General features: G+C 74.9%; 9 protein-coding genes. 2 read left to right on the plus strand and 7 right to left on the minus strand.

What is annotated here, in order from left to right:
- Nucleotides 1-7: 7 nt before the first annotated feature.
- The 4 genes from DWV08_RS05340 to DWV08_RS05355 form a co-directional block, all read right to left on the minus strand.
- Complete coding sequence (locus DWV08_RS05340) at nucleotides 8-1,402, minus strand: multidrug effflux MFS transporter (RefSeq protein WP_162801504.1); 1,395 nt, start codon at nucleotides 1,400-1,402, stop codon at nucleotides 8-10.
- 104 nt (nucleotides 1,403-1,506) lie between these two features.
- Nucleotides 1,507-2,283: a queuosine precursor transporter gene (locus DWV08_RS05345; RefSeq protein ID WP_115412849.1), complete on the minus strand. Its 777-nt coding sequence runs from the start codon at nucleotides 2,281-2,283 to the stop codon at nucleotides 1,507-1,509.
- A gap of 75 nt (nucleotides 2,284-2,358) precedes the next feature.
- The gene (locus tag DWV08_RS05350) at nucleotides 2,359-3,165 is read right to left on the minus strand and encodes a GH25 family lysozyme (protein ID WP_115412850.1); all 807 of its coding nucleotides are present in this window, start codon (nucleotides 3,163-3,165) and stop codon (nucleotides 2,359-2,361) included.
- Between the two features lie 159 nt (nucleotides 3,166-3,324).
- Entirely contained in the window at nucleotides 3,325-3,990 is a 666-nt protein-coding gene (locus DWV08_RS05355) for a TetR/AcrR family transcriptional regulator (protein ID WP_115412851.1), read from the minus strand.
- A 136-nt stretch (nucleotides 3,991-4,126) separates the two neighbouring features.
- On the opposite strand from DWV08_RS05355, the gene DWV08_RS05360 reads away from it, so the two are divergent.
- A complete protein-coding gene (locus tag DWV08_RS05360; RefSeq protein ID WP_115412852.1) occupies nucleotides 4,127-6,889 on the plus strand; it encodes an MMPL family transporter in 2,763 nt (920 codons plus the stop codon).
- Nucleotides 6,886-9,597, plus strand: coding sequence for a YhgE/Pip domain-containing protein (locus DWV08_RS05365; protein WP_115412853.1), 2,712 nt, complete (start codon nucleotides 6,886-6,888; stop codon nucleotides 9,595-9,597). Before DWV08_RS05360 ends, DWV08_RS05365 begins: the two co-directional genes overlap by 4 nt.
- Nucleotides 9,598-9,604: 7 nt before the next feature.
- Here the strand turns inward: DWV08_RS05365 and DWV08_RS05370 are convergent, their stop codons facing one another.
- The 3 genes from DWV08_RS05370 to DWV08_RS05380 form a co-directional block, all read right to left on the minus strand.
- Nucleotides 9,605-13,030, minus strand: coding sequence for an error-prone DNA polymerase (locus DWV08_RS05370; protein ID WP_115412854.1), 3,426 nt, complete (start codon nucleotides 13,028-13,030; stop codon nucleotides 9,605-9,607).
- Between the two features lie 108 nt (nucleotides 13,031-13,138).
- Nucleotides 13,139-14,881, minus strand: a complete 1,743-nt coding sequence (locus DWV08_RS05375; protein WP_115412855.1) for a Y-family DNA polymerase — start codon at nucleotides 14,879-14,881, stop codon at nucleotides 13,139-13,141.
- On the minus strand, nucleotides 14,881-15,669 hold the full coding sequence (locus tag DWV08_RS05380; protein ID WP_115412856.1) for a hypothetical protein: 789 nt from the start codon (nucleotides 15,667-15,669) through the stop codon (nucleotides 14,881-14,883). The genes DWV08_RS05375 and DWV08_RS05380 overlap by 1 nt, the downstream gene beginning before the upstream one ends.
- Nucleotides 15,670-15,715: the final 46 nt, after the last annotated feature.

Genomic DNA, 15,715 nt, shown 5'->3' on the forward strand with positions numbered 1-15,715 from the left:
CGCCCCGTCACGCCACCCGCCCGGCGTGCGGGTTCGGGGTGCCGCTCTCCCGGCCCGCCATGATGAAGAACGCGCCGGAGATCAGCACGCCGCACACCATCGCGATCGCCATCGGCAGCGAGGACTGGGTGCCGGCCACGCCCACCAGCGGGGCGGCGAGCGAGGCGGAGAAGGAGAAGCCCAGGCCCAGCATCGCCGAGCCCGTCCCCGCGATCTCCCGCGCCTGATCCGAGGCCAGCGCCCCGCCGTTGCCGAAGATCATCCCCTGCGGCGCCACCGTGAAGAAGAACGCCGGCAGCACGATCCAGGCCGGGGTGTCCAGGAAGAGGCTGCCGATCAACAGCGCGAAACTCGCCAGCGACACCACGATCAGGCCCACCCGGATCAGGTCGCGCGGGTGGATGGTGCGGGTGAGCCGCGCCGAGAGCAGCGACATCACCATCATCCCCATCGAGTTGATCGCGAAGCTCACCGAGTACTGGGTGGAGGTGAAGCCCAGCATCTCCTGCACCACGAAGGACGAAGCGGAGACGTAGGCCATGAGGGCGAACGCGGAGAACGCGTTGACCAGCATGTACGCCACGAACAGACGACGGCACAGCAGGGTGCGCACGTTCCGCAGGAAGGTGCGGAACCCGCCGGAGTGACGCCGTGAGACCGGCAGCGACTCGGGGATCATCAGCAGCACCCCCACCAGCGAGATCGCGGACATCACGGCGATCACCACGAACACCTCCCGCCACTGCCCCACCAGCAGGATGATGCCGCCCATCAGCGGCGCGACGATCGGGGCCACCCCGCCCACGCCCTGCATGATGTTCATGACCCGGAACAGCTCCGGGCCGTCGGTCATGTCGATCAGCACGGCGCGGCCCAGCACCATCCCGAACCCGCCGCCGATCCCCTGCAGCACGCGCATCACCATCAGCAGCTCGACCGACGGCGCCAGCGCGCAGCCGATCGAGGCCAGCAGGCACAGCACGATCCCGATCAGCAGCGGGCCGCGCCGGCCCAGACGGTCCGAGAGCGGGCCCGCGACGACCTGCCCGCTCGCGGTGCCCAGGAAGAACGCGGTGATCGTCAGCTGCATGCGGGAGGCGGTGGTCCCCAGCTCCGCGGCGACGTCCGGGAAGGCCGGGATGTACATGTCGGTGGCCAGCGGCCCGATGGCGCTGAGCGTGGTGAGCACCACGATCACCATGGCGGTGACCTTGCCGCGGGTGCGGCTGAGCTCCTCCTGGCTGGGCAGCTGCGCGAACTCGGCGTCGGCGGGGTCCTCGAGCACCGGCACGGCGCCGGTGATGGTGGGGATCGAGCCGGTGATCGCGGGGACCGAGCCCGTCGAGGAGGTGGGCTCCTCGCGCAGGTGGGCGGGCGGGATGTCGTCGGCGACGGGGGCCACGGGGTTCCTCTCAGGCGTGAAGACGTCGAGCCGGGCGGATCACAGGGATCCCGCCCGGCTCGATCCCGCCATCCTATGCAGGGCGGCCGGAGAGGGTGAAGCCGTCAGGCGGCGGCGTCCGCCTGCTGGGATGCGGCGAGGCGCTCGCGGTAGCTGGGGTCGGTGCGCTTCATCCAGCGGATCACCGCGGAGGTCGCCGGGATCATCGCGTACTGGACGATCACCTTGTAGAGCACGCCGAGGATCGTGTACTCGGCCCACTGCTCGAGGGTGGTGATGCCGATCGCGACCGAGGCGATGGAGCAGAAGATGATGGTGTCCACCAGCTCGCCGAGGCCGCTGGAGGTGAACAGGCGCGCGATGAGGCCGCGCTCCCCCGTGCGCTGCTTCATGCGCGAGACCACGAAGGAGTTCAGGCTCTGGCCGGCGAGGAAGCCGGCCAGCCCCGCGAGCACCACGATCCAGACGGGGCCGAGCGCGAGCTCGAGGGCCGCCTGCTTGGCCAGGCCATACTCGTCCGGGAACGGGGGCAGGGCGATGATCACCTGGTAGCTGAGCGAGGCGAGGATGCTCACGGCGAAGGAGGTGAGGATCGCGCGGCGGGCGCTGCGGGGGCCGTACAGCTCGGTGATCATGTCGCCGAGCACGTAGGCGAGAGGGAAGAGGAAGAAGCCGCCGTCGGTGATGATCTCGAAGCCGGTGCCGGGGATCTCGCCGAAGCTGACGCCCTTGGCGGCGCCGATCCCGGAGAGCACCACCACGGTGACCATGGCGGCGAGGAGAATGTCGAAGTGGGAGCTGCCCCGGTCGGCGTAGACGGCGCCGGCCGGGCGTCCAGAGTGGGGGGCGGGGGGTGCGGGGGCGCGGTTCTCAGTGGTCACCGGGGAAGGGTACACAGGGCCGGGCCGGGGCGTCCTCGCCCCGGCCCGGCGCGCTGTCCTGAGATCCCGCGGCGTTCAGATCCCGGCGGCGTCGTAGTCCGCGTCGGTCACGAAGCTCTGGAACCGGCTCTCGCTGCCGTACCAGAGGTTGGAGTCCCCGGCGAAGGGGCCGGAGTCGGAGTACTGCCACAGCTCCCAGCCCCACCAGCGGCCGGGCAGCGTGGTGGGGCGGTCGGCGCGGTAGGAGGCGAGGAACAGCGGCGAGTTCACCGGGGTCCAGTCCCCCACCACGTCGTTCCACCAGTGCAGGTTGGTGTAGAGCACGGGGCGGCGCCCCACCTGCGCGAGGTAGCGGTTGGAGAAGCCCATGATCCACTCGCGCATCTCCTGGCGGCTGTAGCCGTAGTCGCGCGGGAGGCCGTGGTAGCCCTCGAGGTCCACCATGCCGGGCAGGGTGGTGCCGTCGGCGGTCCAGCCGCCGCCGTTGTTGAGGAAGAAGTCCACCTGCTCCTCGGGCCCCCCGGAGTCGGGGCGGGCGAAGTGGTAGCCGCCGCGCACGAGGCCCGCGGCGCCGGCGCCGCGGTACTGGTGGTCGAAGGAGGGGGCGCGGTAGGAGCGACCCTCGGTGGCCTTGACGTAGGCGAAGCGGGAGCCCAGCGCCGCCTGCGCGGCCCAGTCCACCTCTCCCTGCCAGCCGGAGACGTCCTGGCCGTAGATGCCGTGGGCGTTCGCGGCGGGTGCGGCCAGGGCGGCGGTGCCGGCGCCGGTGCCGAGGGCGGCGGCGCCCAGCACACCCCCGCGCAGCAGGGAGCGTCGGGTGGAGCCGGTGGGCTCGGGGGCGGGTGAGGGAGGGGCGAGGTGGCGCGGTCGGTAGGCGGACATGGCGTCTCCTGGGGAAGAGGGGAAGCAGGTGGGACGGTCGTCACACCGGCACCACGGTAGGGGTGCTCCCGCGGGGGCGCGCGCTCCCCCGCGCGATCGGGCGTGTCGCGACGAATCGGACGGAGCGGGCGAATGCGGCTCCGCGCCGACGGCGACGGCTCAGGCGGGGCGCGGCTCGATGAACGCCCGCAGGGTGCCCAGGATCGTGGTCGCCGCCAGCTCGGTGACGTCACGCTGCTCCATCTGCTCGCGCAGCATGAGGTCGATGAAGATGCCCATGAGCAGCTGGGCGAGATCCTCCGCGGGCAGCTTCGCACGCTCCCCCGACGCCTCCAGGCGCGCGCTGAGCAGGGCGCCGATCTCGTCGCGCATGCGCTCCCGCTGCACGGCGAGCTCGGCTCGCAGCTCCTCGTCCCGCAGGGAGCGGGTGATCGCCTCGGAGTACAGCAGGTACCACTGGCGGCCGAAGGGGCGGATCCCCTCGAACACGGCCAGCATCACGCCGGCGTCGTCCGTCTCTGGGATTGCGCAGTCGCCGTCCACCTGCGCCGCGGCCAGGGCGTCGGCGACGGCGCTGTGCGCTATCGCGATGAGCTCGGTGGTCACCTCGTCGAACAGCGCGATGAACACCTCCTCGCGGCGGGAGAAGCTCGAGTAGAACGCGCCGCGGGTGAAGCCGGCCGCCCGCACCAGGTCGTCGACGGTGGCCCCGTCGATGCCCTTCTCCACGAACACCTCGAGCGAGGCGCGCACCAGCTTGGTGCGGGTGTTCTCGCGGCGGCGCGTGCCCGCGGACTCGGGCAGCGGCTCGAACAGATCGGTCATGGCTCCTCGTGGACTGGTTTGTGCGTGTCGGGCGTCGGCCGATAGTATCTCACCGATACAGATGCGTATCGAATGCGTGGGCGTCTCGAGCGGGTCGTCCGACGTGCCCCCTGCTCGAGCCCGCCCTGGAGGTCGCGTGTCCTCGTCCCTGTACCGACTCGGCCGTCGGATGGCCGTGCTGCGCTGGCGGATCGTCGGCGCCTGGCTGGCCCTGCTGGTGATCGTCGGCGCCCTCGCCGTGGGGCTCGGCGGCACCTTCTCCACCGACATCGAGATCCCCGGCACCGAGGGGCAGCGGGGCATCGACACCCTCGCCCAGCGGTTCCCCGAGATGGGCGGCACCTCCGGCCAGGTGGTGTTCGTGACCGAGGACGGCTCCACCGTCGGCGAGCACCAGGACGAGATCGAGGCGCTGATGAGCGAGATCGGCGAGGTCTCCCACGTCTCCGCCGCCCCCTCCCCCTTCGACGACCTCTCCCCCGGCACCCGCACCGAGGACGACACCGCCGTCATCGCCCAGTTCCAGATGGACTTCCCCACCGGCGTGTACCCCGCCGACGAGATCGAGGAGATCTCCGACCTGGTCGCCGGGGCCGACACCGCCACGCTCGAGGCGCACCTGGGCGGCCAGGTGCTGCAGAGCTCGGACATCCCCTTCGGCGCCGGCGAAGTGGTGGGCGTGGTGGTGGCGCTGCTCATCCTCGCGATCGTGTTCCGCTCGCTGGTGCCCGCCGTGATCCCGATCATCACCGCGATCGTGGGCGTGGGCGTGTCCATGCTCGCGCTGGTGGCGCTCTCGGCCGGGGTGGACATCCCCTCGGTGACCACGGCGCTGGGGGCGATGCTCGGCCTCGCCGTGGGCATCGACTACGCCCTGTTCATCCTCTCCCGCCACCGCGACCAGCTCGCCGCCGGGGAGGACGTCCACGAGTCGATCGGCCGGGCGCTGGCCACCTCCGGCAGCGCCGTGATCTTCGCGGGCATGACCGTGATCGTCGCCCTGGTGGGTCTGTTCATCACCGGCATCCCCTTCCTCACCGTGATGGGCGTGGCCGCCGCGGCCACCGTGGCCCTGGCCGTGGTGGTGGCGCTGACGATGCTGCCGGCGATCATGGGGATCCTCGGCGAGCGGCTCCGGCCCCGCCGAGCCCGTCGGGCGATGGCCGCCGGCGACGGCGCCCTGCCGGAGCCCGCCGAGCCTGCCGCGCCCCGCCGCAGCCTGGGGCGCGCCTGGGTGCGCCTGGTCACGCGGGTGCCCGCCCTGACGATCCTGGTGGTGATCGTGGGCGTGGGGGCGCTGGCCGTGCCGATCCGGGATCTCGAGCTGGCGCTGCCGGACCTCGGCACCGAACCGGTGGGCACCGACGCCCGTGACACCTACGACCTGGTCGCCGAGGAGTTCGGCCCCGGCTACAACGGCCCGCTGCTGGTCACCGCGGACATCATCAACACCACCGACCCGCTGGGCGTGGTGGACGAGCTCGAGAGCGACATCGCCGCGCTCGAGAACGTGCGCGAGATCCAGCTGGCCACCCCGAACCGCGGCGCGGACATGGCCGTGGTGGTGGTGATCCCCGAGGAGGGACCCACCGCGCAGTCCACCAAGGACCTCGTGCTCGCCCTGCGCGACGGCGCCGCCGGCTGGGAGCAGGAGCTGTCCATCTCGGACATCACCGTCACCGGCTCCACCGCCGTGGGCATCGACGTCACCGACAAGCTCTCCGCGGCGCTGCTGCCCTTCGCGGTGTTCGTGGTGGGGCTGTCGCTGCTGCTGCTGGCGCTGGTGTTCCGCTCGATCTGGGTGCCGCTGAAGGCGTCGGTCGGCTACCTGTTCTCGGTGCTCGCCGCCTTCGGCGTGACCGCGATGGTGTTCGAGTACGGCTGGTTCAACGGCCCGCTGTTCGTGGACGTCAACGGCCCGGTGGTCTCCTTCATGCCGATCATGGTGATGGGGGTGCTGTTCGGCCTCGCGATGGACTACGAGGTGTTCCTCGTCTCCCGCATGCGGGAGGAGTTCGTGCACACCGGCGATGCCCGCGGCGCGATCGAGCGCGGCTTCACCGCGAACGCGCCCGTGGTCACCGCCGCGGCGCTGATCATGGTGGCGGTGTTCGCCGGCTTCGTCACCTCCGGCTGGTTCATGCTGCAGCCGATCGCCGTCGCGCTCGCCGTGGGCGTGCTGGTGGACGCCTTCGTGGTGCGGATGACCTTCGTGCCCGCGGTGCTGGCGCTGCTGGGCCGTCACGCCTGGTGGCTGCCCGGGTGGCTCGCCCGCGCCCTGCCCACCGTGGACGTGGAGGGCGAGGGCCTGGCCGCCGTGCTCGAGCACCGCCGCTGGAGCGAGGAGCACGGCGCTCACGCGCTGCGGCTCGACGGCGTGGTCGCCCCGCTGCTCGGCGCGCCGGGCACGCTGGGCCCGCTCACCGGCGCGATCACGCCCGGCACCCTGCTGGTGGTGCGCACGCCCGACGACGCCGCCCGCGCCACCTTCCTCGCCCTCGCCGGCGGGCGCCTCGCTCCCGCCGAGGGCGTCCTGGCCGTCCACGACCGGCTCGCGCCGGACGACCTCGGCGCGATCCAGGCCCGCACCCACTGGATCGGCGCCGGCGCCCCCGTCGCCGCGCGGCTCTCCGAGATCGACGGCCACGGCCTGGGCCGGGCCGTGATCGTCGTGGAGCAGCTCGCCGATCTCGCCCACGCCGCGCTCGAGGACGAGGACCTCGTCGAACGCCTCGACGCCCTGCTCGCCGAGGGCGGAACCGTGATCGTCGGGTCCCGCGCCGCCGGCCCCGTCGACGCCGAGCGCCACCTCCACGCCACCCTGAGGGACCCGCGCCGGCTGCAGGCCCTGTCCCTCCAGCGCTCCACCGCCGCGACCCTCGAAGGAGCCCCCGCATGAGCCGCCTGGCCCATCCCCGCACGCTGATCGTCGTCCTGGTGCTGCCGCTGCTGGTGGTGGGACTGGGCATGTGGGCGCTGAGCGGTCGCGTGGACCGCCTGGACAGCGTCCCGGCGGCCGTGGTGAACCTCGACGAGGGCGCCGAGGTGACCGCCGCGGACGGCTCCACCCAGACCGTCCCCTTCGGCCGGCTGCTCGCCGGCGCGCTCACCCAGCCCGGCACGGTAGAGGGCCAGGACGCCCCCGCGACCACCGGCTTCGACTGGAGGCTCACCAGCCAGGAGGACGCCGAGCAGGGACTCACGGACGGCACCTACGCCGCCGTGGTGGTGATCCCCGCGGACTTCTCCGAGGACCTCGCCACGCTCGGCACCCCGGAAGCGACCTCGGCGATCCTCGAGGTCACCACCGACGACGCCAGCGGCCAGATCAACGCCCTGGTGGCCACCGCCGTCGCCGAGGCGTCCAGCTCCACCATGGGCGGCGACCTCGCCGCGCAGTACCTCGACGGCCTCTACCTCGGCTTCAACGACCTCCACAGCGGCTTCTCCGATGCCGCCGACGGCGCCCGCGAGCTCGCCGACGGCACCTCCGCGCTCGACGACGGCGCGCAGGAGCTCGCCGGCGGCACGCGGGAGCTCGCCGACGGCAGCGCCGAGGCGGCCGACGGTGCGCGCGAGTTCTCCGGCGGGGTGTGGTCCCTCGCCGACGGCACCTGGCAGGCGGCCGACGGCACCCGGGAGCTCGCCGACGGGCTCGACGACCTCGCCGACGGCACCGATGAGCTCGCCGGCGGCGTCTCCGGGCTCCAGCAGGGCATGCGCGGCACCGCGGACCAGCCCGGCCTGGTGGACGGCGCGCAGCAGCTCGCCGACGGCGTCGAGGGCGACGGCACCGCCGCGAACCCCGGACTTGCCGCGGGCGCCGACCAGCTCGCCGATGGCCTGGAGCAGGTCGCCGACGGCGTGGAGCGCACCGGCGGCGCGGTCTCCGGGGACGGCACCGCCGAGAACCCGGGCCTGCTGCCCACGGCGCGCAGCGTCGCCCAGGGCACCGAGGAGCTGGGCCAGGGTGCGCAGGAGGCCGCGGACGGCCTGAACGGCACCGCGCAGCAGCCCGGCCTCGTCCAGGCCGCGGACGGCGTGGTCGGCTACGCGGAGGGCGTGGACCAGACCGCCGCCGGGCTCGACGCGATCGTGGACGGGGACGGCACGGCGGAGAACCCCGGCATGAGCGCCCTCTCCGGCTCGCTCGAGGAGTCCGCCTGCGCGCTCGCCGAGCGGTACCCGGAGGATCCGCAGGCGCAGGCCGCCTGCCAGCAGGCCACCGGCATGTCCGGCTACGTCGGTGGGGTGGACGAGGCCGCCGGCGGCCTGCACACCGTCGTCGACGGGGACGGCACCGACGAGAACCCGGGCCTGATGGCCACCGCGCAGGGCGTGGGCGACGGCGCCCGGACCGCCGCGGACGGCGTCCAGCAGCTCGCCGACGGCGTCAACGGCACCGAGGACTCCCCCGGCCTGGTCCAGGGCACCCAGGGCGTGGTCACCTACGCCGAGGGCCTCGACACCGCCTTCGACGGCGACGGCAGCGCCGAGAACCCGGGCCTCGTCGCGGCCACCGGGCAGCTCGCCGAGGGCGCCCGCTCCAGCGCCGACGGCGCCGCCCAGCTGACCGACGGCGTGACCGGGCTGCGCGACGGCCTGGTCCAGTACGCCGACGGCGTGGACCAGCTCGCCGACGGCGCGGACCAGCTCGCCGAGGGGACCCGGGCCGCGGCCGACGGCGCCGACGAGCTCGCCGACGGCACCGGGGCCCTGGCCTCCGGCGCGGACGAGCTCGGCACCGGCGCGGACCGGCTCGCCGACGGCTCCCGCCAGCTCGCCGACGGCACCTCGGAGCTGGCCGACGGCACCGAGGAGCTCGCCGACGGCACCGGCGAGCTCGCGGACGGCGGCGACGAGCTGGCCGACGGGCTGCGCGAGGGCGCCGACGAGATCCCCACCTACTCGGAGTCCGAGCGCACCCGCATGGGCGAGATGGCCGCCTCCCCCGTCGGCACCGAGGTGCAGCGGCAGAACGAGGCGGACGGCGCGGACACCGCGACCTTCCCCTTCGTCACCGCGCTGGCGCTGTGGCTGGGCGCCTTCGCCTCCTTCCTGCTGCTGCCGGCGCTGCGCCGTGCGCTGCTGGACCGGGCGCTGCCGATGTGGCGGGTGGTGCTGCGCTCCCTCGCCCCGGCGCTGCTGATCGCGGTGGTGCAGGCGGTGGCGGCGCTGGCCCTGCTCACCGGCATCGGCATCGCGCCCGTCTCCCCGCTCGCGGTGGGACTGGTGGCGCTCGCCGGGGCGGTCATGTTCGCCGCCCTGCACCAGGCGCTGCTGACGGTGCTGGGCGCGCGGATCGGCCGGATCGCCTCGATCGTGCTGATGGTGCTGCAGGTGGTGACCCTGGTGGGGATCGTGCCGGTGGAGACGGCGCCGGCCCTGCTGCAGGACGTGGGCGCGCTGATGCCGCTGTCGATCGTCACCCAGGGGCTGGTGCACGCCGCACTCGGCGGCACCCTGGTGAGCACCTCCAGCACCCTGCTGTCGATCCTCGCCTGGGCGGCGATCTCGCTGCTGCTCACCCTGGTCGCCTCGCGCGGGGCGCGGCGGGCGGACCGCTCCGAGCACGTGGGGGCGAGGGCCCTGCCGGCCACGGCCTGAGCCGCGCTCAGCGGAAGTCCCGGGACCGGCCCGCCGCGGCGAGGTCCAGGGGCGCGACGTCGTCGGCGACGAGGTTCACCGCGCCGGTGCGGTTCTCCACGATGCCGCGCAGCACCACCGCCCGGGCGGTGCGCAGCAGAGCGCGGTGCCGCACCCAGAACCCCTGGGAGCAGACCACGTTGAGGATCCCGGTCTCGTCCTCGAGGCTGAGGAAGGTGACGTTCCCGGCGGTCGCGGGGCGCTGGCGGTGCGTGATCACGCCGCCCACGCGGAGCCGGGAGCCGTCCTCCGCCGCACGGGTGCCCTCGATCGAGAGCACCCCGTCGGCCGTGAGCCGCGCGCGCACCAGCGCCATCGGGTGCTCGTCCAGGGTGATCCCGGTGGCCCAGGCGTCCGCGGTGGCGAGCTCGGCGTCGCTCATCCCCGGCAGCATCGGCGCCTGCGCACCCACCGCGAGATGCGGCAGGGTGTGCGGGGACTCCTGGGCGGCGGCGCCCGCGGCCCACAGCGCCTGCCGCCGCGAGCTCGCCAGGGCGTCCAGCGCCCCGGCGGTGGCGAGCGCCTCCAGCTGCCGGGCGGTCAGCGTCACCCGCCGCGCGAGGTCCGGGATCGAGGCGAAGGGCCCGCCGCGCTCCCGCTCGGCCACGATCGCCTCCGCGAGCTCGGTGCCGATGCCGCGCACCTGGTCCAGGCCCAGCCGGATCGCGGGGCCGTGCGCGGCCCGCTCCCCCTGCACCTGCTCCCCCGGCTCCTCGATCCGGTACCCGCGGTGCTCGGCGTCGGTCTCCAGGTCGGTGCGGGCGCGGGAGGCCAGCACGTCCGGGCCGCGGGTGAGCACGCCGTGGCGGCGCGCATCGGCCACCAGCGACTGCGGCGAGTAGAAGCCCATCGGCTGGGCGCGCAGCAGCGCGGCGGTGAACGCGGCCGGGTAGTGGCACTTCAGGTACGAGCTCGCGTAGACGAGGTACGCGAAGGAGTAGGCGTGCGACTCGGGGAAGCCGTAGTTGGCGAAGGCGAGCAGCTTGCGGTGGATCGCCTCCGCGTCCTCCCCGGTGATGCCGTGACGGGCCATCCCCGTGAACAGCGCATCGGAGAGATCCAGCATCTTCTGGGTGGAGCGCTTGGCGCCCATCGCCCGCCGCAGCTGGTCCGCCTGGGCGGGGGTGAAGTCCGCGACGTCGACCACCATCTGCATCAGCTGCTCCTGGAACAGCGGGATCCCGAGCGTGCGGCCCAGGGACGTCTCCAGCGCCGGGTGGAGGAAGGTGACCGGCTCCTCGCCCGTGCGGCGGCGGATGTACGGGTGCACGCTGCCGCCCTGGATGGGGCCGGGACGGATCAGCGCCACCTCCACCACCAGGTCGTAGAAGCAGCGCGGCCGCAGCCGCGGCAGGGTGGAGATCTGCGCCCGGGACTCCACCTGGAACACGCCGATGCTGTCCCCGGCGCACAGCATGTCGTACACCGCCTCGTCCTCCTGCGGCAGGGTGCGCAGCTCGAAGTGCTGGCCGTGGTGCTCGGCGACGAGGCTCAGCGCATGGTCCAGCGCCGTGAGCATCCCCAGCCCCAGCAGGTCGAACTTCACCAGACCCGCGTCGGCGCAGTCGTCCTTGTCCCACTGCAGCACGGAGCGGTCCGCCATCGCCGCCCACTGCACCGGGCACACCTCGATCACCGGGCGATCGCACAGCACCATCCCGCCGGAGTGGATGCCCAGGTGGCGTGGTGCGTCGCGCAGCTGCTGGGCGAGCTCGACCACGTCGGCGGGGACGTCCGCCTCGGCCAGGGAGGAGAAGGAGCGCTCGATCCGTCGGGAGAAGGCGTCCTGCGCGCCGGGGTCGTAGCCGAGCGCGCGGGCGGCGTCGCGCACCGCGAGCTTCGCCCGGTAGGTGATGACGTTGGCGACCTGCGCGGCGTACTCCCGCCCGTACCGCTGGTAGACGTGCTGGATCACCTCCTCGCGGCGGTCGGAGGCGATGTCGATGTCGATGTCCGGCGGGCCGTCCCGCTCCGGGGCGAGGAAGCGCTCGAACAGCAGGTGGTGGCCCACCGGCTCGACCGCCGTGATCCCCAGCGCGTAGCAGACGGCGCTGTTCGCCGCGGAGCCGCGCCCCTGCGCGAGGATCCCCTCCCCGGCGCAGAAGTCGATGATCTCGTGGACGATGAGGAAGTAGCCGGGGAAGTGCAGATCGGTGATGACCCGCAGCTCGTGGTCGATCTGCGCCCACGCCCCGGGCACCTGCTCGGGTCTCTCCGGGGCGGGGCGCGGCCCGTACCGCTCGCGCCCCTCGATCTCCACCAGCTCCCGCAGCCAGCTGGCCTCGTCGTGCCCGGCGGGGACGGGGAAGGGCGGCAGGTCCGGGGCGAGCAGGCGCAGGTCCAGGGCGCAGTCCCGTCCCAGCCGCGCCGCCTGCGCGATCGCGCCCGGGTAGCGGGGCAGCAGCTGCGCCATCTCCTCCCCGCTGCGCAGGTGCGCGGGCCGGGAGGACAGGTACGGGTCGGCGTCGGCCAGCGCCACCCCGGCGCGCAGGGCGGCGTGGGCGTCCGCGAGGCGCTTGTCCGCCGGGCGGGCGTAGTGCGCGTTCGTGCTCGCCACCAGCGGCAGCGAGATCTCGTCCAGGCCGTGCGCCTCGCGCACCAGGCGCGCGCCCTGGGCGAGCGCGTCGTGGAGCTCGTCCGCCTCTCCCCCGCCGCCGGCGATCAGCTCCACGGCCACGTTCCCGGGCCCGAACAGCTCCACCAGGCGCGCGATCTGCCGCGCCGCGGCCTGCGCCGCCGCCTCCAGGTCCCCGCCGGCCAGATGCGCGCTCGCGGCGCGGGTCACGGCGCCCTTGCGGCAGCCGGTGAGGATCAGCCAGTGCCCCTCCCGTGCGATGCGCGACAGCTCGGCGAGGCGGTAGCGGGGCGCGGCCTTCTGCCCGCTGTCCAGGTGGGCGCGGGCGATCGCGGCGGAGAGGCGGCGGTACCCGGTCTCATCCCTGACGAGCACCAACAGGTGCTCCCCGTCCGGGTCGGGCACGCCGGTGCGGGGCGCGGAGAGGACGGGCGTGGTCCCGGCCTCCTCGGCCCCGGGCTCGAGGCCGAGGGTCAGCTCCGCCCCGACCACCAGGTCGATCCCGGCCTCGGCCGCGGCCCTCGCCGCCCGCACCACCCCGGGCAGCCCGTCGTGGTCCACCAGCGCGAGCGCGCCGAGCCCGAGGCGGGCCGCCTGCGCGGCCATGTCCTCGGGGCTCGAGGCGCCGTCGAGGAAGCTGAAGTGCGAGTGGGCGTGCAGCTCCGCGTAGTCGACGTGCCGGGCGGGCCGGTAGCCGTCCTCGGCCGCCTTCCCGGTGTGCTCGACGGTGATCGGCGGGGAGACCAGCTCGGCGGGGCGGTCCGAGAGGATCGCCTCGAGGTCCTTCCACGCGGGCGGGCCCAGGAACCATCCGGCCATCAGGTGCCCCTTCCCGACTGCGCTCCTGCCGCTCGTGCCTCGCAGCACGTCGCGCTAGCGGTGCTGCCCGACTGCGCTCCTGCCGCTCGTGCCTCGCAGCACGTCGCGCTAGTCATAGACCCCCTCCAGCGTCCACTCGCCCGCCCGGGACAGGGCGAGCACGGCGACCTCCTCGGAGCTCGCCGCCTGCACCACGAGCTGCAGGCGCGCGGCCCGTCGGCCGTCCCGCGCCCACCAGCGCTCGTCGAGCACGACGGGGGCGGCATGGGCGAGCACCGGGTGGCCGGAGCCGGCGCGCAGCCCGGCACGCTGCAGCGCCGGCGCCCCCGGGGCGGGGACGAGCAGGCGGGTCGGCGCGCCGCTTAGCAGGCCGCGGGCGGTGACCACGACGGGTCGGCCCGCGGCGTCCTCGAGCCGTACCGCCGGCGGCTCGCGGAACACGGTGGCGGGCACCGGGCGCGGCAGGGAGCCGGGCCACGGGCCCTCGCGCCGTGCGGGCCTCTCGCTGCGCCAGGGCACGAGGATCGCCTCCTCGGCGAGCAGCCGCCCGCCGGTGAGCACGGGGACCTGCACCGCCTCCTCTCCCGCCAGGCCCTGGGCGCGGGCGAGCGCCCGGGAGGCCCGCTGGGCCGCCTCCCCCGCGCTGCCCCACAGGGCCGGGGCGTTCTCGCCCGCCGGCGCCAGCTGCAGCGGATGCAGACCGATCCGGGTGATCGCCCCGGTGCCGGGACCCCCGAGCCGCGCCCGGGTGATCCAGCCGTCGCACTGCCAGCGGATGCGGTCCACCACGTCGGCGACGCTCAGCGCCCCGTCGTGCCGCCAGGTGCGCTCCCTCTCCTCCCCGCCCTCGGTGCGGGCCACGATCCGCAGCCTGGTGCACACCAGGCCCCGCTCCACCAGCTGGGCGTGCAGCTGCTCGGCCAGCGGCCGGGCGATGAAGGCGGCCTGGTCGGTGCGCACCAGCGGGGTCTCCAGCGTGGTCTCGGCCAGCAGCGGCTGGGTGGGATGGTGCATCGCGGGCGGGGCCGGCTCCTCGCCGCGGGCCAGCAGGTGCAGGGTCGCCACGTCCGGCCCGAAGCGGTCCGCGACCGCGGCCGACGGCAGTGCGGCGAGGTCCCCGAGGGTGGTGATCCCCAGCCGCTGCAGCAGGTCGACGGTCTCGGCGAGCTCCAGCCGACGCTCCGGCCGGGCGGCGGAGGGCTGGCCGCGGTGCCCCCAGCCGGGGCCGACGGGCGCCTGCGCGAGCGCGCCGATCGGGTGCGGGGCGAGGTACTCGCCGCTGCGGCCCTCGCGCACGATCCGCCCGGGCGGGGAGGCGAGCAGGGCGGCGAAGGGGCCGTCGGCGATGCCCACCGTGCAGTCCCAGCCGGTGAGCTCCGCGACCGCGTCCAGGATCCGCTCCGCGAGCGGCCCCTCCCCGCCCTGGTGGCGGGCCGGGCCGCGGGCGGCCATCAGCAGCACCCCGGGGCGCAGCACGTCCACCCCGGCGGCGATCGTGTCCACCGCGGCGGCGACCAGCTCGAACAGCGCGGACTCGTGCTCACGATCGGCCTCCAGCACGAGCGCCTCGGGGCAGGCGGCACGGGCGGCGCGGCGCGTCATCCCGGCCGCGGCCCCCGCCTCCCGGGCCGCGGCGGTGACATGGGTGACGCGGTGCCGGTCCAGCAGCAGCACGGGCGCGTCGGCGGGAGCGGGCGGGGCGGCGGGCTCCGGCGAGGGCGTCTCCTCGCCACGCCGCTGGTGGTGGTCCAGCGCCGCCACCAGCGGCCAGTCCGGCACGGTCACGGCGACGGTGCGGGTGGCGCGGGCGGTGGCGGGAGCCGGAGCGGCGGCCGTGACGGGAGCGGCCATCAGCCGGCCCTCCGCGCACTCGGCAGCAGCTGCATCGCCGGGCGGGCCGCGGCACCGGCGGGGGCCGCGGCGAGCAGACCGTCCACCTGCGGCAGCAGCACCTCGACGGTGCGGTGCCCGGCGATCCCCCTCCCCTCGGCGCGGATCTCGAGGCGGCGCCGGCGCAGCCGCCCCGAGCCCTGGCCGAGCCCGGTCCAGCCCCGCCCGACGGCGCGCAGCGTGAGATCGGCGCGGCCGGGCGGGGCGGCGGCGAGGACCAGGGTGTCGGCGGTGCGGGCCCGGCCCAGCAGGCTGCGCCACAGCGCGGGGGCGAGATCGAGGTCGGGGCCGAGCACGAGTACACCCACCCCGTCGGCCAGGGCGGAGAGCACCTGGGGGCGCTGCTCCCCCTCGGCCGGGGCGAGGGCGAGCCGGCAGGGGTCCAGGCCCGCGTCCATCGCGGAGCGCAGGCCCAGGTCCGGCATCCCGGCGATCGCGCACCAGGAGTCCTCCCCCGCCGCGGCGACCGCGAGGGCCAGCAGCAGGGAGGTGCTCGCGGCGCCCTCGAGCGCCACGGAGCTGCCGGCGCGGAGGCTGCCGCGCGGGAACAGTGCCTGGAGCGGCCTCGGCACCGGCAGGCGGGTGCCGAGCCCGTCGTCGGCGGAGGACTGCTCGAGGCCCTCCCCGCGCAGGGCGGTGCGGTCGATCCGTCCGCCCCAGCGGGCGGCGGAGCGTTCGGCGGCGCCCAGGGCGGCGCGGGCCCGGGACAGGCGCTGCTCGCGGTCCTCGATCTGCAGGGCTGTGCCCATCGCGCTCCCTCCTCCCGGACTGGCCCATTCCTCGCACACGTGTTCG

Source organism: Brachybacterium saurashtrense (assembly GCF_003355475.1).
GTDB classification, from domain to species: Bacteria; Actinomycetota; Actinomycetes; order Actinomycetales; family Dermabacteraceae; genus Brachybacterium; species Brachybacterium saurashtrense.

Excerpts from the sequence above, each read along its gene's own strand:
- DWV08_RS05365 (WP_115412853.1), top strand. The coding sequence starts at position 6,886 with ATGAGCCGCCTGGCCCATCCCCGCACGCTGATCGTCGTCCTGGTGCTG.
- DWV08_RS05350 (WP_115412850.1), bottom strand. The coding sequence starts at position 3,165 with ATGTCCGCCTACCGACCGCGCCACCTCGCCCCTCCCTCACCCGCCCCC.
- DWV08_RS05355 (WP_115412851.1), bottom strand. The coding sequence starts at position 3,990 with ATGACCGATCTGTTCGAGCCGCTGCCCGAGTCCGCGGGCACGCGCCGC.
- DWV08_RS05370 (WP_115412854.1), bottom strand. The coding sequence starts at position 13,030 with ATGGCCGGATGGTTCCTGGGCCCGCCCGCGTGGAAGGACCTCGAGGCG.
- DWV08_RS05375 (WP_115412855.1), bottom strand. The coding sequence starts at position 14,881 with ATGGCCGCTCCCGTCACGGCCGCCGCTCCGGCTCCCGCCACCGCCCGC.
- DWV08_RS05380 (WP_115412856.1), bottom strand. The coding sequence starts at position 15,669 with ATGGGCACAGCCCTGCAGATCGAGGACCGCGAGCAGCGCCTGTCCCGG.